Origin of the sequence: Cohnella endophytica (genome assembly GCF_003628305.1) — a bacterium.
GTDB lineage: Bacteria > Bacillota > Bacilli > Paenibacillales > Paenibacillaceae > Cohnella > Cohnella endophytica.
The window spans coordinates 16278-43102 of record NZ_RBZM01000005.1; the positions used below are offsets into that span (position 1 = coordinate 16278).

Below are 26825 nucleotides of genomic sequence, written 5' to 3' on the forward strand. Positions count from 1 at the left end.
TCCCTTCCTTTAATCCTAAAGTACCCCAATCAAAGGAGAGCTAATCCCAGTGTCGCGTCGCAAGTTATCGGGGGAACGAAAAAAGCGACCCGCAAGCGGGTCACTTTGACGATACGTCTATAAGAGCTTCTTCAAGCTTCGGGAACGCAAATCGGAATCCATGTTCGATCAACTTTAGCGGCATGGCTTTCTGTCCGGTTACTACGAGCGTACTCATCTCTCCGAGCGCCGTTCTAAGTAGAAACGAGGGAACGGGAAACCAGTGCGGGCGTTTCATGACCCGACCGAGCATTCGTCCGAACTCGTCGTTGGATACCGGTTCGGGCGCGACGGAATTGACCGGGCCGCTGATCGACGGAGTGTCTAGGCAGAAGAGAATGAGCGCGACCATGTCTTGCAGATGTATCCATGGAAGGCCTTGCTTCCCATTGCCGATTCGTCCACCCATGAACATTTTATAAGGTAGGGCGATGAGAGGGAACGCGCCGTCTTCGCGGGCGCAGACGAGACCGATCCGCAGCTTTACCAGTCGGCCGACCGGAATTCGGTCCGCCGCGGCTTCCCATTTGACGACCGTTTCGCCAAGGAAATCTGCCGGCCGAGCCGGCGAATTCTCGTCGAAAATCCGTTCGCCGGAATGTCCGTAAAGGGAAATTCCGGAAGCGTTAATAACGACTCCGGGCGGTTTGTCCATGGCCCGAACGGCTTCGGCGATCGAATCCGCAGCCTTCGTCCTCGACGATTGGATTCGCTCTTTCGCTTTCGCTGTCCATCTTTGGTTGATCGATTCTCCGGTAAGATTGATAATACCGTCGAACTCGCCCAGCAAGATCGGGTTGCTCAGCCACTCCGCCCAGGTTACGTATTGAGGATGGGGGAGGGCGGGATCGAACGGGGGCTTTAAAGGCTTCTTCCTCGTCACGATCCACACTTCGTCGCCTCGGGACAATAACGCCAACGTTAAAGCTTTTCCGATGAAACCCGTTCCTCCGCACAATAATAGGCGCATTGCGCCCCTCCTCACATCATCGCTTATTGCTTATCGATCGAGACGATCGTCAACTGATCGAACTTCTCGCCGTTTGCATCCGTATGTTCGGTTGTGTATTCGAATTTAACCGGCGTATCCATACCCCAAGGGTCAACTTTGTCCGCGATCTCCGGGCTGACTTGATAAGCGGTCGGCCCCTGGTCGGTCGTAATCTCGATCGTATGGTTGTCCTGAAGGCCCGTGTATTTGCCGGTGCCGGATTGAATCTCCGGGGACGCGGACGGGCTTGCGTTCTCCGTAGCCGGATCTTGGCTAGACTGCGGACTGGCAGTCACGCTAGGGCTTGCGGATGGAGACGAGGTCGTCGCGTTGTTATTGTTGCTGCAGGCCGTTCCCATGAGAACCAGGGTAAGCACGGCTGCGCTCATCACCATCGCCGTTTTGTTGTTTTTCTTCATATGGACTTACACCTCCTACGAGGTTAGACGAGAAAAACCGGCAAAGGTTTCGTTTTTCTTGCGGGCTTCGCGGAAAGCGGGAGTTCGAAGCCTACTTCAGCAAGTGGTTGTACGCGGTATAATCGATATTATTTTTCTCCAGGAAATCCTTTAGGCTACGGTGGTCGCGAGGCGGAGTCGCCCTAATATACCCTTCGATGCAGTGGTCGTTCGTGACCTCATTGGCGCCGCTCTCTACAGCAAGTTGACCGATTTTGGCCGCGATGGAATGGCTTGCGATATCCCGAAACGGGCCGGGAACGGGGGACACGAGCTTATGTAGCATGTCTTTGGACTCGTCCGTCCAGAGATCGCGGCTGCGTTCAACCCAGTAATTCTGCCAATCGAGCTTCGACTTCCCGTCTCTCTGCGGAAGCACCTTCAAGAATTTGCGGAACATGAAAAATCCGCCGACGGACATCGCTAAAATAAGCACGATCGTCCAAAACCCGATGAAATACATAAACCAATCCGGCGCTGATTTCATAGCTATCACCTCAAGTGAAATTATATCGCATTTCTAGATTTATTTCGACGTTCGCGATACAATAGTGGAATAATTGCGAGAACAAGCCCCTAATGGAATTTCGGGGTACGGATCGGAACGCGAAAGGAGCAAAATGACATGTTGAAAATTGGATCGCACGTTTCTTTTTCCGACAAAGGATTGCTAACGGCGGCAAACGAAGCAATCACTTACGGATCCGGTACGTTCATGATTTACACGGGAGCGCCGCAAAATACGCGGAGGAAACCGATCGAGGATTTGTACATTCCTCAAGGCAAAGAGGTCATGGTCGCGAACGGGATCGACGAGATCGTCGTGCATGCGCCGTATATCGTTAATTTGGGTTCTTATAAGGAAGATACTTATCGGCTCGCCGTGGAATTCCTGCAGGAAGAAATTCGCCGTACACACAAGATCGGCGTGAAGAACATCGTCCTCCATCCGGGCGCTTATACGGACAAGGACGCGGAATACGGTATCGCCCGAATCGCCGAAGGCTTGAACGAGGTGCTCGAGGGAACGAAGGAAACCGACGTCAATATCGCGCTGGAGACGATGGCCGGCAAAGGAACCGAAATCGGCCGCAGCTTCGAGGAATTGGCGAAGATTATCGAGCGGGTGCAATTGAATCACCGTCTAACGGTTTGCATGGACACTTGCCATATCCACGATGCCGGTTACGATATCGTCGGCGATATCGACGGCGTCCTCCGCAAGTTCGACGAGATCGTCGGTCTTGACCGGATCGCGGTCGTTCACGTCAACGATAGCAAAAATCCGCTAGGCGCGGCCAAAGACCGTCATGCTCCGATCGGTTCCGGGTGGATCGGTTACCAAGGCATTGCAGGGGTAGTCGGACATGAATTGCTGAAGGACAAGCCTTTTATCCTGGAGACGCCATGGATCGGGAAAGAGGAAAAGAACGAACGTCCGATGTACGAAGCGGAAATCGCGATGCTGCGCGGGGACACGGAAGAGCGGTTCGGCGGCGAGTTCTTAGTGGACGTGGAACGACTGCACCATTATTTCGATAAAATCGGGATCGACTCCCGTCTTTACGTATTGAACACTTGGGAGTTGCTCAAATCGGATGCGAAAGCTAGAAAGGCGGATCCAAGGGAACCGATGGAACGCCTCTACGACATGCTGATCGAAAATCGGGTGCTATCCGGCGAATACAGCGAGGAAGCCATCAATCAAAGGTTGCTTGGTTTCCTGGCAGGTCCGGACTGGTTGTCCGACTTATAAGAACAAAAGGGTAAGACGAGCATAGAGAGGAAGAGGAACAATCATGAGTCACAGTTATCAGCCGCAAGAAAACAAGCGCTCGGACGATAAGAGCATTCGCGCGCGCATGCTGATTTCCTGCCCCGACAAGGCGGGGATCGTGGCGGCGGTGTCGCAATTCCTGTACGAGCAGGGCGCGAATATCGTGCAATCGGACCAATATACGATGGATCCGGAAGGCGGCATGTTCTTCATGCGGATCGAATTCGATCTGCAGGAGCTGGAGGTGCGTTTGCCATCCTTGCAAGAGGATTTCAATCGAATCGCGGACCGCTTCTCGATGAGATGGAGCATTTTCCGCGCGGCGCGGCGCAAAAGAATCGCGATCTTCGTCTCGAAGGAAGATCATTGCCTGCTCGAATTACTGTGGCAGTGGCAAGCCGGCGATCTGGATGCGGAGATCAGCATGGTTATCAGCAATCACGACGATATGAGGTCGTTGGTCGAGTCCTTCGGCATTCCTTATCATCATATTCCGGTTACAGCGGATACGAAAGCCGAAGCCGAACAGAAGCAAAAAGAACTGACGGCGGGCAAAATCGATCTGATCGTGCTGGCGCGGTACATGCAGATCGTATCTCCGAAATTCATCGAACAATATCATAATCGCATTATTAATATCCATCATTCCTTCTTGCCGGCATTCGTCGGAGGAAAGCCCTACCAGCAAGCGTACAATCGCGGAGTTAAGCTGATCGGAGCAACGGCTCACTACGTGACGGAGGAATTGGACGGCGGACCGATTATCGAGCAAGACGTTCAGCGCGTCAGCCACAGCGACAACGTCAACGAGCTGAAGCGGATGGGCCGCCATATCGAGAGAATCGTACTCGCGCGCGCAGTGAAATGGCATGTGGAAGACCGATTGCTCGTGTATCAGAATAAAACCGTGGCTTTCGTGTAAATGGAAATCCCATTATCACCGTGTTACAATGTACAGATTACCGAAAATGTGTTAGAACTGTACGATCGTCGGTCTAAGATTCCGAATCGTACGTGAATAGACTCAAGGAGGGTACTTTTTAATGACTGTCAGCACTAAAGCAATCGACCAATTATCGGTGACAACCGTCCGCACGCTTTCCATCGATGCTATCGAGAAAGCCAAGTCCGGGCATCCCGGCATGCCGATGGGCGCAGCCCCGATGGGCTACCAACTGTTCGCGAAAACGATGAAGCACAATCCTTCCCAACCGCAATGGATCGACCGCGACCGCTTCGTGCTGTCGGCGGGACACGGTTCCATGCTGTTGTACTCCTTATTGCACCTGAGCGGATACGATTTGCCGCTTGAAGAATTGAAAAACTTCCGTCAATGGGGCTCCTTGACGCCGGGTCATCCGGAGTTCGGACATACGGCCGGCGTAGACGCTACGACGGGACCGCTCGGCCAAGGTATCGCGATGGCCGTAGGTATGGCTCTGGCCGAAGTTCAATTGGCTTCTACTTACAATCGCGACGGCTTCAACGTAATTAACCACTATACTTACTCCATCTGCGGAGACGGCGATCTGATGGAAGGGATTTCTCATGAAGCGGCTTCGATGGCCGGCCATATGGGTCTCGGGAAACTCGTCGTTCTGTACGATTCCAACGATATTTCGCTCGACGGCGAGCTTAGCCTCTCCTTCTCCGAGAGCGTAAGCAAACGTTTCGAAGGTTACGGCTGGCAATATCTGCGCGTCGAGGACGGCAACGACCTCGAAGCATTGGCGAAAGCGATCGAAGCGGCTCAAGCGGAAAGCAACAAACCGACGCTGATCGAAGTCAAGACGGTTATCGGCTACGGCTCTCCGAACAAAGGCGGCAAAGGCGGCCACGCCGGTCCGCACGGTTCCCCGCTCGGAGCGGACGAAACGAAGCTGACTAAAAGCTTCTACGAGTGGGATCACGAGGAATTTTTCGTGCCGGAAGAAGTGCGCGCTCATTTCGCCGAAGTGAAGAAAGCCGGAGAGCAAGCGTACTCGGCATGGGAAGAGCAATTCGCGAAATACAAAGCCGCTCACCCGGAGCTTGCGGCTCAATTCGAAGGCGCGCTATCCGGCGATTTGCCAAGCGGATGGGATGCGGATCTTCCCGCTTATTCCACATCCGATAAGCCTCTCTCGACTCGCGTTGCTTCCGGTAACGCATTAAACGGCTTGGCCAAGAACGTACCGTTCCTCGTTGGCGGATCCGCCGACTTGGAAAGCTCCACGATGACGCATCTGAAAGGCTTATCCGTATTTAAGCCGGGCAACTACGAGGGTCGCAACATTTACTTCGGGGTTCGCGAATTCGGAATGGCCGCGGCTATGAACGGAATTATGCTGCACGGAGGCTTGAAAGTATTCGGAGGCACGTTCTTCGTATTTACCGATTACCTTCGCCCTGCCGTTCGTCTGGCCGCGATCATGGGCCTTCCGGTCGTGTACGTCCTGACTCACGATAGCATCGCGGTCGGCGAAGACGGCCCGACTCATGAACCGATCGAACAACTCGCGTCTATCCGCATTATCCCTAACCTGACGGTCATTCGTCCTGCCGACGGCAACGAAACCTCTGCGGCTTGGGCTTATGCATTGCAGAACAAACACAACCCGGTAGCTTTGGTGCTTACGCGCCAGAACTTGCCGATTCTCGAAGGTACTTCCGATGCTCGCAATACGATCTCCAAAGGCGGTTACGTCGTGTCCGAAGCAGCTAACGGCCAACCGCAAGGGATTCTTATCGCAACGGGCTCCGAGGTACAACTCGCAGTCGCTTCCCAGAAAGCATTGGCCGAGCAGGGCGTTCACGTTCGCGTCGTAAGCTTGCCGAGCTTCGATCTATTCGAGAAGCAAGACGCTGCTTACAAGGAAAGCGTATTGCCGAAGTCGATCAAAGCGCGTCTCGCGATCGAGATGGCTCATCCGTTCGGCTGGGAGCGTTACGTCGGCGACAACGGCGCCGTTATCGGCATCAGCACTTTCGGCGCTTCCGCGCCTGGAGACCGCGTAATCCAGGAGTACGGCTTCACGGTCGACAACGTCGTAGCTCAATTCAAGAAGCTTGTATAATCGTTACACCTAATAGGGGAGCTGGAGAAACCGATGTCGCAATTCAATAACGTATCCGTAGTGAAGTTAGCCAATGTTTATTTCGAAGGCAAAGTAACAAGCCGCGCGGTGTTGTTCGAAGACGGCACCAAGGTTACCCTCGGCATCATGCTGCCGGGCGAATACGAATTCGGTACAGGCGTTAAGGAAATCATGGACATCCAAGCGGGAGAGCTTTCCGTTCTGCTGCCGGGCAACGACGAATGGCTCGAGATTTCCGAGCCGACGAAATTCGAAGTTCCCGCTAACTCCAGCTTCAAGCTTAAGGTCAAGACGGTTACGGACTATATTTGCTCGTATCTCGACTAAACCTACTTGAAATGCCCAAAAGGCAGGTCCCCGATCGGGGACCTGCCTTTTTAGCTTCTTTAAGCGATGAACGATTCGTTACTGCGATTTGCTCGCGATATATTCCTGCAGTTGCAGACGTTGGTATAACGGTAACGCGGTTAGCATGCAGCCATACTTGAACATGCCGTTCTTGCGTTCGATGCGTATGATCCGGCCGGTCATCGGCGGAAGCTCGGACTCTTGAAGGAAGTGGATGACGATGAACATATCCTTCTCGAGAGGAGTTTCCGATTCGATCTGAATGCCGTCTTCCGATAGATCACGCAAGTAGCCGTTAACCGATTGGCCGCTGAAGCCTCCGTCGCCTTCCCATTGATAGATGGACATCATCAGCGGAATATCTAGCGGCAGCCGCGCTTTTTTCCTGCGTTCGGCGTTTTTATTGTCCGCCGTCGAAGAGGCGACCGGCTCGCCGATTTTCTTGCCGATCCAATTCTCGTAGATGTGAGCCAACGCCGAGAGATCGGACTCGCCGTAGCCGGCGGATTGTCCGAGCTGGAACAAGCTCTTGGCGGCTTCGAGCATCGGCGTCGAGACTCCGAGCGAATCCGTGAGAACGGAGGAGAGACGAAGATCCTTAAGCATGAGCGAGAGCGAGAATTGAACGCTGAAATCGCGGTCGATGATTTTTCGGCCTTTGAGATCGGCTTGTTTGCTGGCTGCTCCTCCGGATTGAACGACGCGAAGGAACGAGGAAACGTCGATTCCGCTCTTGGCTGCGATGGCCATGCCCTCGATCAATCCCGCGGCGTTAATCCCGACGATCGTGTTATGGGCGAGCTTGGCGTTCGCGCCGCTTCCGTTCTCGCCCATGTAGATGACTTCTTTGCCCATGGAGAGAAGGATGTCCTGATGGTCCAAGATCGTCTGCTTGTCCCCTCCGGCCATGAAGAGCAACGTGCCGTCGATCGCCGCGGGTTTGCTGCCGGTTACCGGAGCATCGATGAAATCACAGAAGCGATCCGCGACTTCCGAGGCTAGCCGCATCGCCAGCGTTGGTGAAATCGTGCTGCTGTCGATGATCGTCGTACCGGGTTTAAGCTCCTTCAGTATGCCGTCTGTTCCGAAGTACACTTCTTCGATCGCTTGATCGTTGCTGATCATTGTGATGACGACGTCGGAGCGTTTGGCGACTTCCAGCGGCGAGAGGACGACGTCTGCGCCCAACTCGACCAATTGCCCTTCCTTCCCTGGCGTACGGTTAAACACGGTAACCGGGTATCCTTTGCGAAGCAGGTTCGCGGCCATCGGCTCGCCCATCGTACCAAGTCCAATAAATCCGATTGATTTCATCCTATCGTCTCCTTGTTTGTCGCATTAGCAGTCTCGTTAAGAATAACCGCGATTCGTACCGATACTTTCTATTATCCGTTTCTTTCGCGAATATCGGAAGGATAACATTTAAAATGTTCTAAAAATAGTTTGGTGAAATGTCGGGAGCTGAAATATCCAACGGCTTGGGCTACTTCCTGCACCTTCAGATCGGGCTTCATGACGAGTAATTCTTTGGCTTTGAGCATTCGGGTATTCGTTAAGTATTTGACAAAAGTAACGCCATTCCTTTTATGGAACAGCGTGCTTAAATAGTTCGGAGTTACGTTAAGCTCGCCGGCCAGAGATCCGATCGCAATCTCGTCCATATAATGTTTGTCGACATAGTCCATGACGCGTTGGACGATATCCGTTCTTTCCGGAGGACCCGCCCCGTCCGGCGCGGAGAGCATCGCATCCCCGTGACGCTGCAATGCGTGATACCAATGGTCGGCAGATAGAGCCTCTTGTTCTTCCGAGCCGATGGATGCCGCGATAAAACGACAGGCGTGTTTGAAGCAATTCCGATCCTCGAATAGAGCGGAAGACTTTATTTTCTTCAAAGACGCGATCTTCTGCAAATAACCGACGTAGTCTTTCCGATGGTACAGTTCGGACAATTGGATAAGTTGATCCGCGACGTCTCGAGCATGCGGGGAGACGGACTGCCGTCGTAAGTCTTCGATCCTAATGCAGGAAGAACGGAACGGAAAAAATACGCGAAGAGGAGAAAGTGCGCGTAACTCGTCCATTTCCCGAAGAAGCGTTGCAGAGTCGTTGCAAAGTCCCGTTTGCAGTAGATGAACGGGAAGTTCCCCGAAGCGGCTTAAGATCGAAACGGTCTGGCGTTCGAGGATCGCGGTCAGTCGTTCCTCGTCGCGGCTATCCGACAAAGGGAATGCCCAGAAGCAGGTCAAGGCATCCCCTCTCAAGCTCGCTATGCCGCTCCGGGAATCCTTGAATCCAGTCTGTTTAGAAATCGATTCTTGAATTTCATAGGCGAGTTTTTGCAAGCTTTCCGTCCATTCGGATTTGGATTCGGAAACATGGGGGATTAGCGTCAAGCTGGCGAATTTATAGCCTTTATAAGCCCCGTCGTCTACAATCCCGTTTTCCGAGCCCGATGAACGAAGCTGGGCCGACATCCAGTGCTCGAATTCGTAATTCAAATAATCGGAGGTTTTATGTTGCTCTTTCATTGCTTTGAGAACGCATTTCTCCAATTCTTCCGGTTCCGCCGGTTTAAGCAGATAATTGCTTGCTCCCAGACGGAGCGCGTCTTGGGCGTATTTGAACTCGGAGAAACCGGTCAGAATGACCCAACTTGCGTCAGGAGTGATTAGCTTGCCCCGGCGAATCGCTTCTAGGCCGTCCAGCTTAGGCATTCGGATATCAACGAAGATAAGATCGGGCGAGTGGGCGCGCACCATCTCTAGCATTTGCTCTCCGTTCTGCGCTTCACCGACTATTCGAATCGGTACGTTTAATTCTTCAAGCATGCTTCTTAAGCTGGAGCGAACGAGTCTTTCATCATCTGCGAGTAATACGTTCATAAGCTCACTCCTCCTAGCAGTATTCTTATGTTAATCGTAGTGCCGTCACCGACCCGGCTTTTCACGGTAAAGGAAGCATCCGGATAATTCATCTGAAGTCGCGTCATCACGTTAGAGAGACCGACGTGAGCAGTCCCTCGGAGGGCTTCCGCGTCAAAACCGATACCGTCGTCCGTTACGGTAATATCCACGTAGCGGATGTTCTCTTGATCGGTCATGCTCGCGGTTAGCGTAATGGTATTCGCTTTATCATCCGGTTCCGCGCCGTGTATGATCGCATTCTCGACCAAAGGTTGAATGAGCAGCTTAGGAATCGGGATCTTAGACACGCTATCGTCATAATGAATTCGAAAAGTCAGCTTTTCCTCGAAACGGACCTTTTGCAGCAGGCAATACTTTTCGATGAATTGGAATTCCTTTTCGATCGTCGATTGCTGGTTATCTTCGAGACTATATCGCATCATCGCGCTTAAGGACAGGATTGCATTTTCCAATTGCTTGGTTTGTCCTTCGCGATTGAGTCCGATAAAACCATTTAACGTATTGTATAAAAAATGCGGCTGGATCTGCGATTGAAGTGCTCGGTATTCGGCGTTTTTCTGCGCCAGCTTCGTCCGATACTCCTCGTTGATGAGTTCGTCCAATCGCGAAACCATGTTATTGAGTGAGAAGCCCAGCTGCGCGATTTCATCCTGACCTCGCGTAACGAATCGGTCGGACATATCGCCTTTCTTGACTTTGTTCATGATCAGGTTCATTTTATTGAACGGCTTGACGATCCATCGGTTGAAATAGAGGAAAACGCCCAAAGTTACGAACAGCGCGGCGGCAGACAACAGGAAGGCGATAATATAGATCCAGCGCGTTTTGGATTTCAATTCTTCGTTGGAGAGGAACACGACGATTCTCCAATCGGCGGGACTGACTTTCTGCGATATCCCCGTATAGAAGGCGCTTTCATAACTATCCTTGTTTTTAAAATCGGATAAATGGGCTTGAAGCTCCGACGGTAAAGAATGATTGGAATAGAGCACTCGTTGATTTTGATCCAATATGACGATCGTCGACGACACGTTAAAGGCCGTATCCTTAGCGATCTTCTCCAATATCTTTCTGTCCGCGTCCGCAAGGATGACGGCTACAGGCTTACGCGTATCGGGATCCTTAATTAAGCGAGCAACCGAAAAGACTTGCGAGGCTTGAGGATTGACCAAATAGTCCTGCGAATGAGAACTGATAAAGGCGACTTTGCCGTCGTTTTGGAGCGCTTCTTTATACCAAGATTCGTCTTGAAAGCGGAAATCCTCCACCAATTTGGTACGATTCCCTTTGCTCGTCAAGTAAGCCGGACCGGTCTTGGGAATGATGATCGTGTTTAAAATATCGGGTCGCGTGTTGATCAGATAATTCGGCAAAGTTCCGGTTAGCGCACGGTCCGTCTTAAGTCTCGTATAAGCGTTAGCCGTTTCATAACGATCGTTCGCTTTCAATTTCAAAGCGGACATCACGTCATCGCTGAGGTACGGGGAAGTGGACAAGCGGTCCAAATCGTCCAAATACGTTTCGATATTCCGAGAGAGCGCGTTTAACGTGCCACTTGTTAATTGATGCGTCTCCCTGGACAGCAACCCTTGGATATAGTACGGAAGCGCGAACGCGGATATGACGAACGGAGACACGATGAATACCAGGTAAAGCACCGTTAGCTTAAATCGCAAAGTCTGAAAGAGCTTCATCCCCATCTTCCTTTCTTATTAATAAGATAGCCTCCTGGCCTACCAGGGTCAATGCCATCGGAAGGAAGTGTAGAAAAGAGCGCTTTCATCGTAGAATTGCATCATTATAAAGCGTAACCAAAAAATCTATGATTAGGTCTGTAGGCAAGAGCCTCACATCATTCATTAGGGGGATGTACATGAAAAGGTCAAAAGGGTTGCTGATGCTATCCATTCTGCTGCTGACCGCCTGGACGCTGTCGGCATGCGGTTCCAACAACAAAGAGAACAACGCTTCGCCAAGCGCGACGGCTTCTTCATCGGCTAGTGCTTCCGAATCGGCTTCGCCAAGCGCGGCCGACCAGAAAGAAGTTACTCTCACGGTGATGACGAATATCGTCGGAGAACCTGCAACGGTGCTCGAAGATATCGCCAAGCAGTTCCATGAAGAAAATCCGAATATCAAAGTCGATTTCAGCGCTCCCGGAGCGGACTACGAGAACATCATGAAAGTGAAAATGGCCTCCAACGCGTTGCCGGACGTATTTTCCACTCACGGATGGGCTAAAGTTCGTTACGGCGAATACTTGGCAGACTTGAGAGACGAGGCTTGGGTTCCTCAGATCGACGATTCTATCAAACCGGTCGTTACCGACGATTCGGGCAAAGTATACGCTCTTCCGATCGATCAGGATAAATCCGGACCGGTCTATAACAAAGAAGTTTTGGATAAATACGGCGTTAAAGTTCCGACGACATGGGACGAACTTCTTGCCGCTGCGGAAATCATCAAGACGAAGAGCAACGGCCAAGTCATTCCGATCCATATCGGCGGCGCGGATTCCTGGCCGGTCGGTCAGTTCTTCGATTTCATGGCGACTCCGTCGTTCATCAGCCCGCAGACGAACTTCGCTAGTCAATATCTCGACGGCACGTTCGATTGGAAGCAATTCGATAAGTTGCCGCAAATGTTCTTGGATCTGCAGAAAAAAGGTTACTTGAACAAAGACGTACTGACTTCTAAATACGACGATTCCGCGAAAGCATTCGCAGAAGGAAAAGTCGCTTTCGGCTTCTATGGTCCATTCCTGATCGAAGAAGCGAAGAAAACGAATCCGAACGTTAAAGGCGGCTTGATGCCGATTCCGTCCGTAGAAGCAGGCGATAAGCCGACTTTCGCCGGCGGCGAGAAAACGACTTGGGGCGTGTGGAAAGATTCTCCGAACCAAGAAGCGGCCAAGAAGTTCGTGGCTTACTTCGCTAAACCGGAGAACGTCGCGAAGGTGGCTACCGCTAATGCGCTTCCGCCAGGACTGAAGGGCGTAGAAATCAATGCCGGCGATCTGACGGCCGACTTCCAACAATACGCGAGCACTCCTGTATTCCCTTACTATGACCGCGTTTATTTGCCGAACGGCATGTGGGACGTTATGTGCAAGAACGGTCAAGATCTGCTTGCCGGAGGAATAACGGTCAGCGAGTTCTCCGAGAACATGAAGCAAGAATTCGATCGTCTGCGCGCTGCCCAATAACAATCGAATTTCAGCAAAGCTAGTGAAGGCCAAGATAGCCCGACGGCAGCCAGCTTGCCGCGGGCTATCCTGCCTTAACGGACAAATTGGCTTCGAGCAACGTGACGATAGCTTAGACAGGAGGTAGAGAATGATGCAGTCTTCACGACCGATGCCAGCCACTCCGCAAGGAGCGAGAACGAAAAGCAATTTATTTCGCAGGTTTTTTCAATCCGCGACTTCGTTGAACTTGATGTATGTACCCGCGCTTATCCTCTTCGGAATATTTATTCTCTACCCGCTAGCCAAAGGGGTTCAAATCTCGTTTACGAACTGGGATGGCTATTCGCAGCATTCCACATGGGCGGGAGTAAAGAAGTATACTTTGATGTTGCACGATAAGAAGATCAAGACCACGATGAAGAATACGTTGATCTACGGACTCGGAAGCACGGTTCTCCAAAATTTGCTCGGACTCGCGTACGCGTTGTTCTTGGATCAGAAAATCAGGGGCAAAGGGCTGATGAGGACGGTAGTCTACTTACCCGTCATTATTAGTCCGCTCATTATGGGTTATATTTTTTATTTCTTCTTTCAATATGACGGCGGTGCGCTTAACGATATTATGAAGCTGTTCGGCAAAGAACCGTTAGATTGGCTCGCGAACGGCCCTCGCGCGGTGAAGATTATTACCGCGATTAATACTTATCAGTATATGGGGATTGCAATGATCATCTACTTGGGCGGTCTTCAATCCATTCCCAAAGATTATTACGAGGCGGCGCAGATGGACGGAGCGCGCTGGTGGGGAAGATTCCGCAACGTAACATGGCCGTTGTTGGCGCCGGCGATTACGGTTAACGTCGTTCTGAACATTATCGGCGGACTGAAGCTGTTCGATATCATCGTCGCGATGACGAACGGCGGGCCGGGTTACGCTTCCCAATCCTTGTCTACGATGATGTACAACCTATACTTCGCTAGGCAGGATGCCGGATATGCAGCCGCGCTCGGAAACGTGATGTTCGTCATGATCTGCATCATAAGCTTATCCATGTTGTTCATCCTTCGCAGGAAGGAAGTGCGCATGTGAAGAGGACGCTCCAGAGCGGATTTATGCTGTTCATTCTCGTTGTCCATTTGATTCCGTTTTATTTGCTGATCAATCTATCCTTTAAGCCTTCGAAGGATACAAGCAGCAAATGGCAGCCGGCAGATACGTTCTATTGGGATAACTTTGCCAACGCATGGAACAAGGCGCATATCGACAAAGCCATCATGAGCAATTTGATCGTTACGGTGTTCACAATCGTACTTGTCGTGCTGCTAGGGGCTTTCGCGGCTTATCCGCTTGCCAGGCACCGCACCAAGTGGAACAGCTTCGTCTACGGATTAAGCATTTCGTGCCTTATCGTTCCCGCATTAACGATCTTGGTTCCCCTCTATAAGTTCGTAGTCGACATCGGAGGAATGAATCATTATTGGGCAACGATACTCATTCAAGTTACCTTCTCGTTGCCGCTTACGATTTTTTTGTTGACCGGCTTTATGGGGAACGTGCCCAAGGAGCTGGACGAAGCGGGACTTATCGACGGCTGCAGCCGCTATGCGATCTTCTTCCGGATCATTCTACCGCTGCTTAAACCGATCGTAGCGACAATCGTAATCGTCATTGGCGTGCAAGTATGGAACGATTATCAATTTTCCGTATTCTTCTTGCAGAAGCCGAACGTGCAGACGATTCCCGTCGCGTTATCGATGTTCATATCCCAATTCCATAGCAATATCAACTGGGTTGCGGCAGGCTGCTTGATCGGGATGATGCCGCTTACGCTTACTTATTTATTCCTGCAAAAGTATTTCATTAAAGGAATGGCGGACGGCGCGGTAAAGGGTTAACGGAGGATTTCATAATGAAGATACGGTTCGACGAAAATCAGAAGCTATTCCATTTAAGTACGCCGAATACGAGTTACGTGATTAAGCTAACGAGAGGGTTGTATCCGACTCATATTTACTGGGGACGGAAGCTCCGAAGCTATCGGTGGGAGGAAAGGGAGCATTCCCTAATCCCGACGGGCTTTTCTCCGACGCCGTTTAAGGATGATCCGCACTTTTCCTTCGATACGCTGCCTCAAGAATATCCCGGCTACGGTACGGGCGATTACCGTCATCCGGCTTACCAAGCGGAAATGGCGAACGGTACTACGGCAACGGAACTGATCTACGAGAAGCACCGCATCTATTCGGGCAAGTCCCGACTGGAGGGACTTCCTTCTACCTATACCGAGAATGACGACGAGGCGCGGACGTTGGAACTCGAACTACGGGATACCGCCTCGGGCTTGCGCGTCGTTCTATCCTATACCGTCTTCCGGGATCACGACGCGATCGCAAGATCGGCAAGATTGATCAATGTCGGACCCAAGCCGTTAAATATAACGCGTGCATTAAGCATGAGCGTGGATTTCGGCCATTCCGATTTCGATTTGCTGCAGTTGCCCGGATCATGGGCCAGGGAACGGAACGTGGAGAGAGGCAGATTGCGGTCCGGAACTCAGGTCGCGGGAAGCAGCAGGGGAGCAAGCTCGCACCATCAAAATCCTTTCATTGCGCTGCTTGCGCCTAACGCGGACGAAGACCAAGGAGACGTATACGGATTTAGCTTGGTGTACAGCGGGAACTTCGCGGCCCATGCGGAGGTGGATCAGTTCCGCTCGACGCGCGTATCGATGGGAATCAATCCGTTCGGATTCAAATGGCGGCTCGAGGCAGGCGAGTCATTCCAAACTCCGGAAGCGGTGCTGGTTTATTCGGACAAGGGCTTGGGCGGCATGTCGCGCGCTTATCACCGATTGTATCGCACCCGACTATGCAGAGGAACGTACCGCGATCGCGCAAGACCGGTGCTGGTGAACAATTGGGAAGGTACGTATTTCGATTTCAATGCCGAGAAAATCATGGGGATCGCGCAAGAAGCCAGCTATCTGGGGATCGAGCTGTTCGTGCTCGACGACGGTTGGTTCGGCAAGCGGGACGACGACAAGTCTTCGCTCGGCGATTGGTTCGTCAACCGTCGGAAACTTCCGGGCGGATTGGATGCTTTGGCACGGGACGTGAACGGTTTAGGGTTGCGGTTCGGTCTTTGGTTCGAACCGGAAATGGTATCGGTCGATAGCGAATTGTATCGGGCTCACCCGGATTGGTGTCTGCACGTAGTGGGGCGCCGCCGCACGGAAGGGCGTAATCAGCTTATCCTGGACTTGTCCAGGGAGGAAGTATGTCAGTACCTGATTGAGAGCATGAACGGAATCCTATCCTCCGCGCCGATCTCTTACGTGAAATGGGACATGAACCGCCATATGACGGAAATCGGTTCGGCGACGCTGCCTCCGGAACGTCAGTCGGAGACCGCTCATCGGTATATGCTTGGTTTGTATCGCGTCATGGAAACCGTCATATCGCAGCATCCTGACGTTCTGTTCGAGGGTTGCTCCGGCGGAGGGGGCAGATTCGATCCGGGGATGCTCTATTATATGCCGCAGATCTGGACAAGCGACAATTCCGATGCCGTGTGTCGTTTGAAAATCCAATACGGGACTAGCCTTATCTATCCGATCAGTTCGATGGGCGCGCACGTCTCGGCCGTTCCTAACCATCAGGTACACCGGATATCCTCGCTTACGATGCGCGGCGATGTCGCCATGTCCGGCAATTTCGGATACGAGCTGGATCTGACCGCTATGCCGGATGAGGAGAAAGCGGAGGTTAAGCGACAGGTTCAGCGATACAAGGAGCTCCGCGGATTAATTCAATTCGGCGAATTGTATAGATTGAAGAGCCCTTTCGAGGGCAACGACGCGGCTTGGATGATCGTATCGGAAGATCGCAGCGAAGCTTATGTATCCTATTACCGGGTGTTGGCCGAGCCGCATGAGCAATTAGGAAGGCTAAGGTTAAAAGGCTTGGATCCGGATAGCGATTATGCCGTTGAAGGATCCGTGCAAACCGTTGGCGGAGATCAGCTTATGAGTTGGGGCTTGGGTATTCCTCCGGGACACGGGGATTTCCGGAGCGTAACCTGGCATCTACGCCAAAAATAAAGGCATTCAAAGAAGGAGCTAGCCGAGAATACGTCGGTTGGCTCTTTCATTTAAGTAGAAGCCTACAAAGGCGGTATTTCGGCCTTCTTGCGCAATCTTCATCAAACCTTCATTGAACGTTGCTTGTGTCGAGCCGCTTAATTCAGTATTCTATAGCTAATGTGTAAAGACCGCAGAGGTCGCGAAAGGGAGATGGCCATGAGCAGCAATATTCAGTTCGACTATTCCAAGGCGCTACAGTTCGTCGGACAGCACGAGATCGACAACCTGGCTCCGGCGGTTAAGCTGGCGCACGAGCAATTACATAACGGAACGGGCGCAGGATCCGACTATCTGGGCTGGATTAACCTGCCGTTCGATTACGACAAGGAAGAATTCTCCCGCATTCAGAAGGCTGCCGCTCGAATCCAATCCGACTCCGAGGCGCTTATCGTCATCGGTATCGGCGGATCGTATCTCGGCGCGCGCGCGGCGATCGAAATGCTGCAACACTCCTTCTACAACACGTTGTCGAAGGAACAACGCAAAACTCCGCAAATTTTTTACGCGGGCAACAACATAAGCTCGACGTACGTGACTCATCTGCTTCAAGCGCTTGAAGGCAAAGATTGGTCCATCAACGTCATTTCCAAATCCGGCACGACGACGGAGCCGGCGATCGCATTCCGTATTTTCCGCGAAGCGCTGGAGAACAAGTACGGCAAAGAAGAAGCCCGCAAACGGATCTACGCGACAACCGACAAAGCGCGCGGCGCGTTGAAAGTACTCGCGACGGAGGAAGGCTATGAATCGTTCGTTATTCCGGACGACGTTGGCGGACGTTATTCCGTGCTGACCGCCGTAGGCTTGCTGCCGATCGCAACGGCCGGAATCGACATCGAATCGATGATGAAGGGCGCGCAGGATGCCGCTACGAAGTACAATAATCCGAACTTGAGCGAGAACCAAGCGTATCAATACGCCGCAGTTCGTAACGCGCTGTACCGTAAAGGTAAAGCGATTGAAATTCTCGTTAACTACGAGCCGGGACTTCACTTCGTGTCGGAGTGGTGGAAACAGCTGTACGGCGAAAGCGAAGGCAAAGATTACAAAGGGATTTACCCGGCTTCCGTCGATTTCTCCACGGATCTGCACTCCATGGGTCAATTCATCCAAGAGGGCAATCGGATTATTTTCGAAACGGTGCTGCAGGTGGGTAAAGTGGAGCATCAAATCACGATCGAGAAAAACGAAGACGACTTGGACGGCTTGAACTTCCTGGCCGGCGAGACGCTCGACTTCGTCAATAAGAAAGCGTTCCTCGGGACGTTGCTCGCGCATACGGACGGCAACGTACCGAACCTGATCGTCAACTTGCCGGATATGAGTCCCTATACGTTCGGATACATGGTGTATTTCTTCGAGATCGCTTGCGGCGTTAGCGGCTATCTCCTCGGAGTGAATCCATTCGACCAACCGGGCGTCGAAGCTTACAAGAAAAACATGTTCGCGCTGCTCGGCAAACCGGGCTTCGAAGAGCAGAAGAAGGCGCTGGAAGCTCGTTTGTAATCACTGAATTCGTTATCTGGAAACTGCCGATCCTTTTCGGCAGTTTTTTTGCGTTGTATGGATCGTTGCAGAACAGTTGCCGTTCCTACGAAAACGATCCCCGTTGATCCGCCAGAGTTTCTTCGGAGCTAGTGATTTATAACCAAGAAGAAGAGAAATGAGCGCTTCGATAGTAGATCTATGTCATACAAAACAATTTGTCCCTATGCTAAAATTCACTTGAAAGCGCTGCCACGAATCAGTTCACAAGGAAAAGGGGAGCTACAAACAATGGGAATTGTTGTATACAGCGATGGTTTTGAGAGGAATACATTTGGAGGAGGAGCTTTATGAAGACAGCGAGAATTAAAGGTATCCGAAAAATATTATCCCCAATGCTTGTAAGCGCTTTAGTTGCGGCGAACTTAACGGGGTTAGTGCCGGGTACCAACATTGCAAAAGCGAATCCAAGCTTTACGGCACCTCAGGCGGTTATCGACCATTTAAATCAGGATGACTGGTCTAACCTTCAGGGCATCCTGTCAGGCATCTACGGTATGGTCACAAGTCCGCTTAAAATCAGCGACCTGAATAAGGGCGGTTACACAACGGGACAACTCATGGGCAACGGAGACATTGGCGCGATTGCCGCTGGCGTTTCCACCACCTCTCAGCAGTTTTATTTCGGCAAGAACGATTTTTGGGGAACGCTTCATGCCCAAGGCAGCTCGATCAAAGACAACCAGGGCATCTTATCTGGCGGCGGCCTTTATATCGGGTCTACGACTGCGGCAGGCAGCGCTGCATCGTCGACTTTCAACATGAAGCAGGACATCATTAACGCGCAAGTTACGACAACCATGCAAGTTAAAAACAATGAAGGATATGACGCGACGATCCAAATGAACTCGTGGACTGCGGACACCGACAATGTGTTCGTAAGCGAAATCACAAATACCGGGAACGGTGCCGTAACGCTTAACGCGAAGCAGTGGGTTCCTGCAAGCGCATATGCAAGCGCAAGCGCGACCGATCTAACGGACGCCAACAGCACATATCCTTATACCGGAGGCATTGATACATCCGGAACGAATCCTGTCCTTTGGACAACAAGGGATTCCAATGCGGGCGTTAACGGCAATACGTCCAATTTCAGAAGCAGAATGGGCACCGCCACAACGGTAGTGGGCGCTGCACTGACCAATACGGCAGAAAAAATAGAGGCAAAAGACTATTACGACAGCAATAAAGGAAAGTATTATAATTCGCTTGGCGAGTCTGGCGATTTTACCGTAGAAGCCAACGAAACGGTATATGTCGTGACTTACTTCGCAAGCAGCAGCGGCACGTATAACGCAATAAAGAGCGTAACCGGCGTTCAACAAGACGCCGTAGCCGGTATTTCGGCATACACCTCGAAAAGCGATATCGATCAACTGAAAACGGATCACTTGAACTGGTGGAAAGACTACTATCTCAAGAGCTACGTACAGTTTAACGATTTCGCGTTGAATCAGTATTATTACAGCTCGCTTTATATTCTAGGTAGCTCAAGCAGACCGACAAGCGCGAACGGAAAAGTAAATCCGCAAAACCTTCCGGGATCGATGTACGGAGAATGGATCCCCGCGGATAACATGGGCTGGGGCGGCAGGTACTTCCTTAACTACAATCAACAAGCGCACTATTATGCTTCGGGGACAACCAACAGAATGGAGACCGCGGTTCCATACAACAGGGTTATTTCCTATGAACTTCCTTGGAACCATAATATTGCCGCGGGACAAGGCTTTGACGGCGCTACGCATGTAAGAACCCTATCGCCGTTCCATTTGATGGCAAGCAATCAACCGAATCTAAGCACGAAAGCCGGTACCAAATCCTACGGCTTCAGTGTCAGTTCCACAGATCAAAAGTCGAACGGGATGTTTGCGTCCATATTGATGATTGCTTACTATCAGTACACATTGGACGACGAGTACCTCAAGAATGTGCTTTATCCTCATCTAAAGGATTTACTTACTTTTTATGACTCTTACGTTTTGAAAACGGACGATGGAAATGGGCAGTATCACTATTCCGTTATCGGTTCCTCCATTCACGAGGGTGATGCTGCCGATATTACTCCGGATTTGGACGTTGGAGCGATTAAGTTCATGTCGGGATTTCTAATCGATCATGGTTCGGAGATGAGCGAAAGCCAAGCCAATCTCGACAGATGGCAAGATCTCGCGGACCACACCTTCTATCCGGAAGCTATGCTTCCGAAAGGTATATTTAATGCAGCCAAGAATAGCAACTTCGTTCCGACATTGCTCGCCACCGACTATCAGTCGCCCAATCAGGCACACGTGGATATGATTGAGCCGGGAGACCAGCCCGTTGAGCTTGAGGGCGTCGTATTCCCGTTTGAAAATGTACAATTATTGGACGGCGACAAAGAGCTATTGCAGAAGGTTAATAATACCATTGAATACATGAATTCATGGGCTGCAGCCGGATTCGCCGGTTGGAGCAGCCAGAACAACGGTTTCCCTAAGGTGTATCCGATCGTTGCAAGGGCAGGCTGGCCGGCAGCGGATTTGCTCTCCAAATTTAAGACCGCGCTAAGTGCGAAGCTTAGAACAAGCAACCTTAGCTATTATGGAAGCGGCGGCGCGGTTGAAACCGTAGGAGCAATGGAAGGCTTAAATTCCATGCTAATGCAAAGCAACACCACTACGAAAGTGCCAAGTACGATCATGGCATTTCCGAATTGGGACAAATCAAAATCCGTGACTTTCGAAAGGCTCGGCGCAAAGGGTAACGTTGAAGTATCCAGTACCTTCGACGCAAACACGCAGACGATTCCTTATGTAGATTTATTCAGCAAACGCGCGGGAAAAATAGCTCTAGTAAACCCGTGGACGACCGGAATGCCCGTTATTCAAATCGTAAACCCGGACAAAACACTGGGCGCTGCAGTGAATTACGCAATTAACGGCGGAAAACTTATTTTTGACGCAGCAAAAGACACGAGATACATGGTCATGAACGATACGACGGATTTGACCAATCATGTTTCCGAAATCACGTTTGATAAATATTCTACGACGCTGATCTATAATGGAACAGGCGGAACTGACACGGGCGCAGTCACGGCGACTATTGCCGGTAACCCTGATGATACCCTCACATGGACATCGTCCGATAGCAGCATTGTAACGGTATCGGGCAACAGCAATACGGCAACCATTAAAGCGGTCGGCACGGGCACGAACAAGGTTGCTAACGTAACCGTCACAGCGAAAAGTTCACAGGATGCGGGTGTTACGCAAACCTTAAAGGTTAAGGTTGCGGACGTAAGCACCGTTCCGACGGGTCTGACTATGATTAACCCGACGACGGCGACCATTTACGGACCCAACACTACGGCTAGCGATATGGGGAAAGTCACGGGTACAAACAGACTTCAACTTACTGCTTACGTTCAGCCTAGCAACGCTTACGACAAAAGAATCATGTGGACGTCAAGCAATCAGAATGTTGCGATGGTAGATAAGAACGGTTTGGTCATCGCACGCGGATCGGGTACGGTTACGATAACGGGTAAAAGCATGGTAAACCCAAGCGTACCGTCGATTGCAGTAACCGTTAACGTAGTCGCCGCATCCGGTGCTGACAACAGCGGAGATGCAAATCTTGCCGCGGTATTAACGGCTGCCAAATCTATATCGGCTTATACGGGCGACAAAACCTCTGGCGGAGGATTTGTGAAAAAAACCAACAGTCCGAATTGGGAAGGAATGCAAGAAAGCTTCCAGAGAGCTCAAATCAACGCATTGGGCGTAAAGGCCAAATATTCGGGTTATTCTACAACGAATATTAGCAAGGATACGGCGTACTTTGCGGCAATCGCTTTAAATGAGGCGATTAGAGCTATCGATCCGAGCAAGGCATTGAATTTAAGCACGATTGACAAGACCGCGCTAGCAGCGGCTATAAACACCGCATCGCAATATACGGCAGATAACTTCGATTCAACGCAGGATTGGGCTGATCTACAGACAGCGCTTGCGACTGCTAACGAGGTTAATATTAGCTTAGTAGCGACACAGGATGATGTGACTAACGCCCTTGCCGTATTACAAGTGGCAATGAGCAAAGTTACTAAAATCCCGGTTCAAACGATTTCGCTTGCGCAAATAGGTAAAGGGATATCGAGTACCGGTACAAAGCCGTCGGGCAATATGGCTTATCCCTTGGGTGCGGTGGGCTTGGACTTGAATCCAAGCACAACAATTTTACCTGCGTCTACAAACAAAACGACTTTGGCAGCAACCACTGTTCCTGCTACGGCAACCGACAAGTCGATTACCTGGACAGTAACCGATTTGATTGGTACAAATGTAGTTACGTTAGGAACGCCGCAGACGGGTAATGCCGCAATTTTGACGATGCTGACAGACAATACCAACGCTCAAGGAACAAAATCCCAGCAATTTGATTCTACTGTCTCGGTCGTTGCGGCAAATGCTGGAGTTGCCATCGTGACGGCAACCAACACAGCCAGCGGCATTTCGGCTAAGTACATCGTAACCGTTTCGGATCAGACGACGACTTATGCAGAAGCCGAGCCGGGCGGCAATACGAATGCCATCTATACAAATGGAGGTACAGATAAGGCCGCCTCAGGCTCCACTTCTTCAGGGGGCAAATTAGCGGGCTCCTTAACCAATACTAAGCCACTGCAGATAACAACAAATGTGGCCAGCAGCGGCGACTACAATATCGTGGTGTATTATGCTACAACGACAGCGAGAAACGGTACAGTTCAAAGGGGTCTTTCGATATCTGTAAACGGCGGTAACGCTTATAAATTTATTACGCAAGGCATCAGTTATAACTATGATTTCCCGGAAGTGGTTCCGATCATGGTGACGGTACCGCTGAATGCAGGAAACAATATAATTAAGCTAGTTGGCGATACCAGTTTAACGAGTAACACAAATGCGCCGAATATAGACAAAATCGGCATCGCGCCTATTTCCAGCAACAACTACACAGCCGTTGCTTCCAACGTGATAGCTGTGACGGCAGCTTCAACTACTGTAAATGCAGTTGTCGCAGCAAATTTAACGACAAACTTAAACAAGGTAAAAGACGGCGTGACTTATCAAATTTATAGAGACGGTATTGCAGTCGGCGATCCGGTGCCCGTTTCTATGTATGTGCCAACAAAAGAAGCTTATGGACCTACCTACGAATATGACGCAATAGGTGAGGGCATTATGCCCGCGGGTACGGGACTTGTGCTTCGGAATTACACGGCAATCTTCGATAAGTTAAATTATCCGGCCGCTGGAACCTACACAGTAAAATTTTCGGCCAATGACGGCACGACTAGCTACACAAGCGATGAAGTAAAACTGTTCACAAAAGGTTTAACCGCGACAAGGTTTACGATAACCTCATCAGCTGGCACGAATGGTACAATCGATCCGAGCGGCAGCGTTTTTGTAAATGAGGATGAAGACCAAACCTTTGTCTTTACGCCAGCCAACGGCTATGTCATCGACAAATTGACTGTAGATGATATGAACGTAGCGGTGGACGGAACTGAATACACATTTATTAATGTAAATGAAAACCACTCGATAAATGTGACTTTCAAAAGACACACCATTTTGGCAAGCGCGGGTGAAAACGGTTCGATTAGCCCAAGCGGAATGGTGCCGGTAAATGATAGTGCGGATCAGGTCTTTACATTTGATCCCGATGAAGGCTATGCCATCGACACGGTGAAAGTAGATGGTACGGATGTAACGGCGAGCGGCAGCTACACCTTTACGAAAGTCATCAAGAACCACACGATAGAGGTCACTTTCAAAGCAATTCCGCCGAATACCCACACCATCACGGCAAGTGCGGGTACACACGGTTCGATTAGCCCGGACGGCATCATTTTGGTTAATGAGGGTACCGATAAGACCATTACGTTCACACCGGACAACGGCTATGAAATCGATACGGTGAATGTAGATGGTACGGATGTAACGGTGAGCGGCAGCTACACATTCGAAAATGTTACTAAAGACCATGCAATAATTGTCACATTCAAGTTGATTCCACCGAATACCCACACCATTACGGCGAGCGCGGGTACAAACGGTTCGATCAGCCCGAACGGCAGCGTTGTGGTCACTGAGGGAACCAACAAGACCTTTACGTTCACGTCGGACAATGGCTATACCATCGACAAGGTGAATGTAGATGGAACGGATGTAACGGTGAGCGGTAGCTACACATTTACAAACATAGTTGGCAACCACACGATAAATATCACTTTCAAAGCGATTCCGCCGAATACCCACACCATCTCGGCAAGTGCGGGTACAAACGGTTCGATCAGCCCGGACGGCATCGTTTTGGTCAATGAGGGTACCGATAAGACCTTTACGTTCACGTCGGACAATGGCTATACCATCGACAAGGTGAATGTAGATGGTACGGATGTAACGGTGAGCGGTAGCTACACATTTACAAACGTAGTTGGCAATCACTCGATAAATGTCACTTTCAAAGCGATTCCGCCGAATACCCACACCATCACAGCAAGTGCGGGTACAAACGGCTCGATCAGCCCGACAGGCAGCGTTGTGGTCACTGAGGGAACCAATAAGAGCTTTACGTTCACGTCGGACAATGGCTATACCATCGACAAGGTGAATGTAGATGGTACGGATGTAACGGTGAGCGGTAGCTACACATTTACAAACGTAGTTGGCAATCACTCGATAAATGTCACTTTCAAAGCGATTACGCCGAATACCCACACCATCACAGCAAGTGCGGGTACAAACGGCTCGATCAGCCCGAACGGCAGCATAGTGGTCAATGAAGGAACAAACAAGACCTTTACGTTCACGCCAGACAGCGGTTACGCCATCGATAAGGTGAAGATAGATGGTACGGAAATAACGGTGAACGGTAGTTACACCTTTACCAACGTAACTCACAACCACACAATAATTGTCACTTTCAAGCAGAGCGGTGGCGTTGACAACGGGAACAACGATAATAACGGTAATAACGGCAATAACCAAAAGTATGTCGTGAAAAGCGAAGATATCACAAAATCGGCAGCGAACGGTAAAGTAACGGTTTCCGTTACGGGAGACAAAGAAACCATTGTGATGCCTTACAACACGACCGAGTTGCTCGGACAGAATCAATTGGTGATTCAAACGGAAAAACTGACTTTGGATATTCCGACGGAATTGCTGCGACAATTGACCGGCAAAGTTTCATCGGAGGCGCTAAAGGACAGTCGGATCGAATTAAAAGTAACTCCATTGTCCGAACCCGATGCGAAGGAGCTTCTTGCTAAAGGGGATTCTTCCAAGCAAATTAAGCTTTCGGGCGAAGTCTACGACTTTAGTTTGTCAATCGTCACGAAGGACGGCGTGACATCGAATATTACCAAGTTCGACAAACCGATCACGATTCGCTTAAAAGTAGACCCAACCTTGAACCCGAAATGGGTCGGAATCTATTATATTTCCGACAACGGAACTTTAGAGTTCATCGGTGGGCAGTATGTTAACGGCGAGATGGTCGCTCAGATTAGCCACTTCAGCAAATATGCGGTTCTTGAAGTTACGAAGTCTTTCGCCGACGTGCCTGCCAGCCATTGGGCGGCAAACGTAATTAAAGAATTGGCGTCGAAGGACATCCTGAACGGCACGAGCGCTACGAAGTTCGAGCCGGGACGCAACGTAACGCGCGCGGAGTTTACGGCGATGCTGGTTAGAGCGCTTAAGCTTACGGAAAAGGCAGAATTGAAATTTACCGATGTGAAGACGAACGATTGGTATGCCGAAGCGATATCCATTGCGGTCAAAGCAGGCATTGTCAAAGGCAAGAACGACACCCTATTCAACCCGAACGGCCAGATTACCCGCGAGGAAATGGTCACCATGCTGATGCGGGCATACGAGGTCGTTAACGGCAAATCGGCGTTAAATGCCGGCATTTCGTTCAAAGACGAATCCAAAGTTTCGCCGTGGGCTCTAGAATATGTACAAGCGGCAGCGGGATTGCAATTGATTAAAGGACGCTCCGAGGGCAAGTTTGAACCCCAAGGCATTACGAACAGAGCGGAAGCGGCTCAAGTGATTTACAATTTATTGAATAAATAACACGAATGAATTACGGGGCTGTCCCTCAAGTAGATTATCTATTTGAGAGACAGCCTTTCAACTTGCCCGAATAAACCAAACACAAGAGAAGTGAGCGCTTCGATAGTAGATCTATGTCATACAAAATGATAGATTTGTAATTCGACCTGCATATACCATCGTATGATAGAATGGGGTCAAGCCGCCTGAAAAGGGAGGTTTGACCCCATTGTTC

16 protein-coding genes and 1 pseudogene are annotated in these 26825 nt (G+C 50.6%); 10 read left to right on the plus strand and 7 right to left on the minus strand.

Translation table 11 applies throughout. The annotated features are described in order from the left end of the window. Positions 1-100 precede the first annotated feature (100 nt). The 3 genes from D7Z26_RS10495 to D7Z26_RS10505 all read right to left on the minus strand — a co-directional run bounded on the left by D7Z26_RS10495 (position 101) and on the right by D7Z26_RS10505 (position 1975). Positions 101-1009 (minus strand): TIGR01777 family oxidoreductase, encoded by a 909-nt coding sequence (locus tag D7Z26_RS10495; RefSeq protein WP_120976628.1) that lies wholly within the window; start codon positions 1007-1009, stop codon positions 101-103. Positions 1010-1032: 23 nt separating this feature from the next. Next, a complete protein-coding gene (locus D7Z26_RS10500; protein ID WP_120976630.1) occupies positions 1033-1449 on the minus strand; it encodes a hypothetical protein in 417 nt (138 codons plus the stop codon). Positions 1450-1540: 91 nt separating this feature from the next. Then, entirely contained in the window at positions 1541-1975 is a 435-nt protein-coding gene (locus D7Z26_RS10505; protein ID WP_120976632.1) for a DUF2621 family protein, read from the minus strand. A 138-nt stretch (positions 1976-2113) separates the two neighbouring features. Here D7Z26_RS10505 and D7Z26_RS10510 point away from each other — a divergent pair, with 138 nt between their 5' ends. The 4 genes from D7Z26_RS10510 to ppnP all read left to right on the plus strand — a co-directional run bounded on the left by D7Z26_RS10510 (position 2114) and on the right by ppnP (position 6669). After that, a complete protein-coding gene (locus D7Z26_RS10510; RefSeq protein WP_120976634.1) occupies positions 2114-3244 on the plus strand; it encodes a deoxyribonuclease IV in 1131 nt (376 codons plus the stop codon). 43 nt (positions 3245-3287) lie between these two features. Then, entirely contained in the window at positions 3288-4187 is a 900-nt protein-coding gene (purU, locus tag D7Z26_RS10515; RefSeq protein WP_120976636.1) for a formyltetrahydrofolate deformylase, read from the plus strand. Positions 4188-4308: 121 nt separating this feature from the next. Further along, on the plus strand, positions 4309-6321 hold the full coding sequence (gene tkt / locus D7Z26_RS10520; RefSeq protein WP_120976638.1) for a transketolase: 2013 nt from the start codon (positions 4309-4311) through the stop codon (positions 6319-6321). Positions 6322-6354: 33 nt separating this feature from the next. Then, the gene (gene ppnP / locus D7Z26_RS10525; protein ID WP_120976640.1) at positions 6355-6669 is read left to right on the plus strand and encodes a pyrimidine/purine nucleoside phosphorylase; all 315 of its coding nucleotides are present in this window, start codon (positions 6355-6357) and stop codon (positions 6667-6669) included. A 78-nt stretch (positions 6670-6747) separates the two neighbouring features. On the opposite strand, the gene D7Z26_RS27740 is transcribed toward ppnP, so the two are convergent. The 4 genes and pseudogenes from D7Z26_RS27740 to D7Z26_RS10540 all read right to left on the minus strand — a co-directional run bounded on the left by D7Z26_RS27740 (position 6748) and on the right by D7Z26_RS10540 (position 11311). Then, positions 6748-7140: a PilZ domain-containing protein gene (locus D7Z26_RS27740; RefSeq protein WP_267901008.1), complete on the minus strand. Its 393-nt coding sequence runs from the start codon at positions 7138-7140 to the stop codon at positions 6748-6750. Then, positions 7123-8004 (minus strand): annotated as a pseudogene (locus tag D7Z26_RS10530) (NAD(P)-dependent oxidoreductase); the annotation flags it as partial. The pseudogene D7Z26_RS10530 and the gene D7Z26_RS27740, both read right to left, overlap by 18 nt. A gap of 71 nt (positions 8005-8075) precedes the next feature. After that, positions 8076-9575, minus strand: coding sequence for a response regulator transcription factor (locus tag D7Z26_RS10535; protein ID WP_120976644.1), 1500 nt, complete (start codon positions 9573-9575; stop codon positions 8076-8078). After that, positions 9572-11311, minus strand: coding sequence for a sensor histidine kinase (locus D7Z26_RS10540; protein ID WP_158602257.1), 1740 nt, complete (start codon positions 11309-11311; stop codon positions 9572-9574). The genes D7Z26_RS10535 and D7Z26_RS10540 overlap by 4 nt, the downstream gene beginning before the upstream one ends. Before the next feature lie 179 nt (positions 11312-11490). Here D7Z26_RS10540 and D7Z26_RS10545 point away from each other — a divergent pair, with 179 nt between their 5' ends. The 6 genes from D7Z26_RS10545 (at position 11491) to D7Z26_RS10570 (ending at position 26611) form a co-directional block, all read left to right on the plus strand. Next, positions 11491-12822, plus strand: a complete 1332-nt coding sequence (locus D7Z26_RS10545) for an ABC transporter substrate-binding protein (RefSeq protein WP_158602258.1) — start codon at positions 11491-11493, stop codon at positions 12820-12822. Between the two features lie 151 nt (positions 12823-12973). Next, on the plus strand, positions 12974-13894 hold the full coding sequence (locus D7Z26_RS10550; protein WP_120977577.1) for a carbohydrate ABC transporter permease: 921 nt from the start codon (positions 12974-12976) through the stop codon (positions 13892-13894). Continuing rightward, on the plus strand, positions 13891-14700 hold the full coding sequence (locus tag D7Z26_RS10555) for a carbohydrate ABC transporter permease (protein WP_233566787.1): 810 nt from the start codon (positions 13891-13893) through the stop codon (positions 14698-14700). The genes D7Z26_RS10550 and D7Z26_RS10555 overlap by 4 nt, the downstream gene beginning before the upstream one ends. A gap of 14 nt (positions 14701-14714) precedes the next feature. Further along, positions 14715-16904 (plus strand): alpha-galactosidase, encoded by a 2190-nt coding sequence (locus D7Z26_RS10560; RefSeq protein WP_120976650.1) that lies wholly within the window; start codon positions 14715-14717, stop codon positions 16902-16904. A gap of 198 nt (positions 16905-17102) precedes the next feature. Next, positions 17103-18452, plus strand: a complete 1350-nt coding sequence (locus D7Z26_RS10565) for a glucose-6-phosphate isomerase (RefSeq protein WP_120976653.1) — start codon at positions 17103-17105, stop codon at positions 18450-18452. A 329-nt stretch (positions 18453-18781) separates the two neighbouring features. Then, positions 18782-26611 carry an S-layer homology domain-containing protein gene (locus D7Z26_RS10570; protein WP_120976654.1) on the plus strand — a complete coding sequence of 2610 codons (7830 nt, stop codon included), beginning with the start codon at positions 18782-18784 and terminating at the stop codon, positions 26609-26611. Positions 26612-26825 lie beyond the last annotated feature (214 nt).

Excerpts from the sequence above, each read along its gene's own strand:
- D7Z26_RS10500 (WP_120976630.1), bottom strand. The coding sequence starts at position 1,449 with ATGAAGAAAAACAACAAAACGGCGATGGTGATGAGCGCAGCCGTGCTT.
- D7Z26_RS10545 (WP_158602258.1), top strand. The coding sequence starts at position 11,491 with ATGAAAAGGTCAAAAGGGTTGCTGATGCTATCCATTCTGCTGCTGACC.
- D7Z26_RS10560 (WP_120976650.1), top strand. The coding sequence starts at position 14,715 with ATGAAGATACGGTTCGACGAAAATCAGAAGCTATTCCATTTAAGTACG.
- purU (WP_120976636.1), top strand. The coding sequence starts at position 3,288 with ATGAGTCACAGTTATCAGCCGCAAGAAAACAAGCGCTCGGACGATAAG.
- D7Z26_RS10505 (WP_120976632.1), bottom strand. The coding sequence starts at position 1,975 with ATGAAATCAGCGCCGGATTGGTTTATGTATTTCATCGGGTTTTGGACG.
- D7Z26_RS10565 (WP_120976653.1), top strand. The coding sequence starts at position 17,103 with ATGAGCAGCAATATTCAGTTCGACTATTCCAAGGCGCTACAGTTCGTC.
- ppnP (WP_120976640.1), top strand. The coding sequence starts at position 6,355 with ATGTCGCAATTCAATAACGTATCCGTAGTGAAGTTAGCCAATGTTTAT.
- D7Z26_RS10535 (WP_120976644.1), bottom strand. The coding sequence starts at position 9,575 with ATGAACGTATTACTCGCAGATGATGAAAGACTCGTTCGCTCCAGCTTA.
- D7Z26_RS10550 (WP_120977577.1), top strand. The coding sequence starts at position 12,974 with ATGCCAGCCACTCCGCAAGGAGCGAGAACGAAAAGCAATTTATTTCGC.
- D7Z26_RS10510 (WP_120976634.1), top strand. The coding sequence starts at position 2,114 with ATGTTGAAAATTGGATCGCACGTTTCTTTTTCCGACAAAGGATTGCTA.
- D7Z26_RS10495 (WP_120976628.1), bottom strand. The coding sequence starts at position 1,009 with ATGCGCCTATTATTGTGCGGAGGAACGGGTTTCATCGGAAAAGCTTTA.
- D7Z26_RS10540 (WP_158602257.1), bottom strand. The coding sequence starts at position 11,311 with ATGAAGCTCTTTCAGACTTTGCGATTTAAGCTAACGGTGCTTTACCTG.
- D7Z26_RS10570 (WP_120976654.1), top strand. The coding sequence starts at position 18,782 with ATGAAGACAGCGAGAATTAAAGGTATCCGAAAAATATTATCCCCAATG.
- tkt (WP_120976638.1), top strand. The coding sequence starts at position 4,309 with ATGACTGTCAGCACTAAAGCAATCGACCAATTATCGGTGACAACCGTC.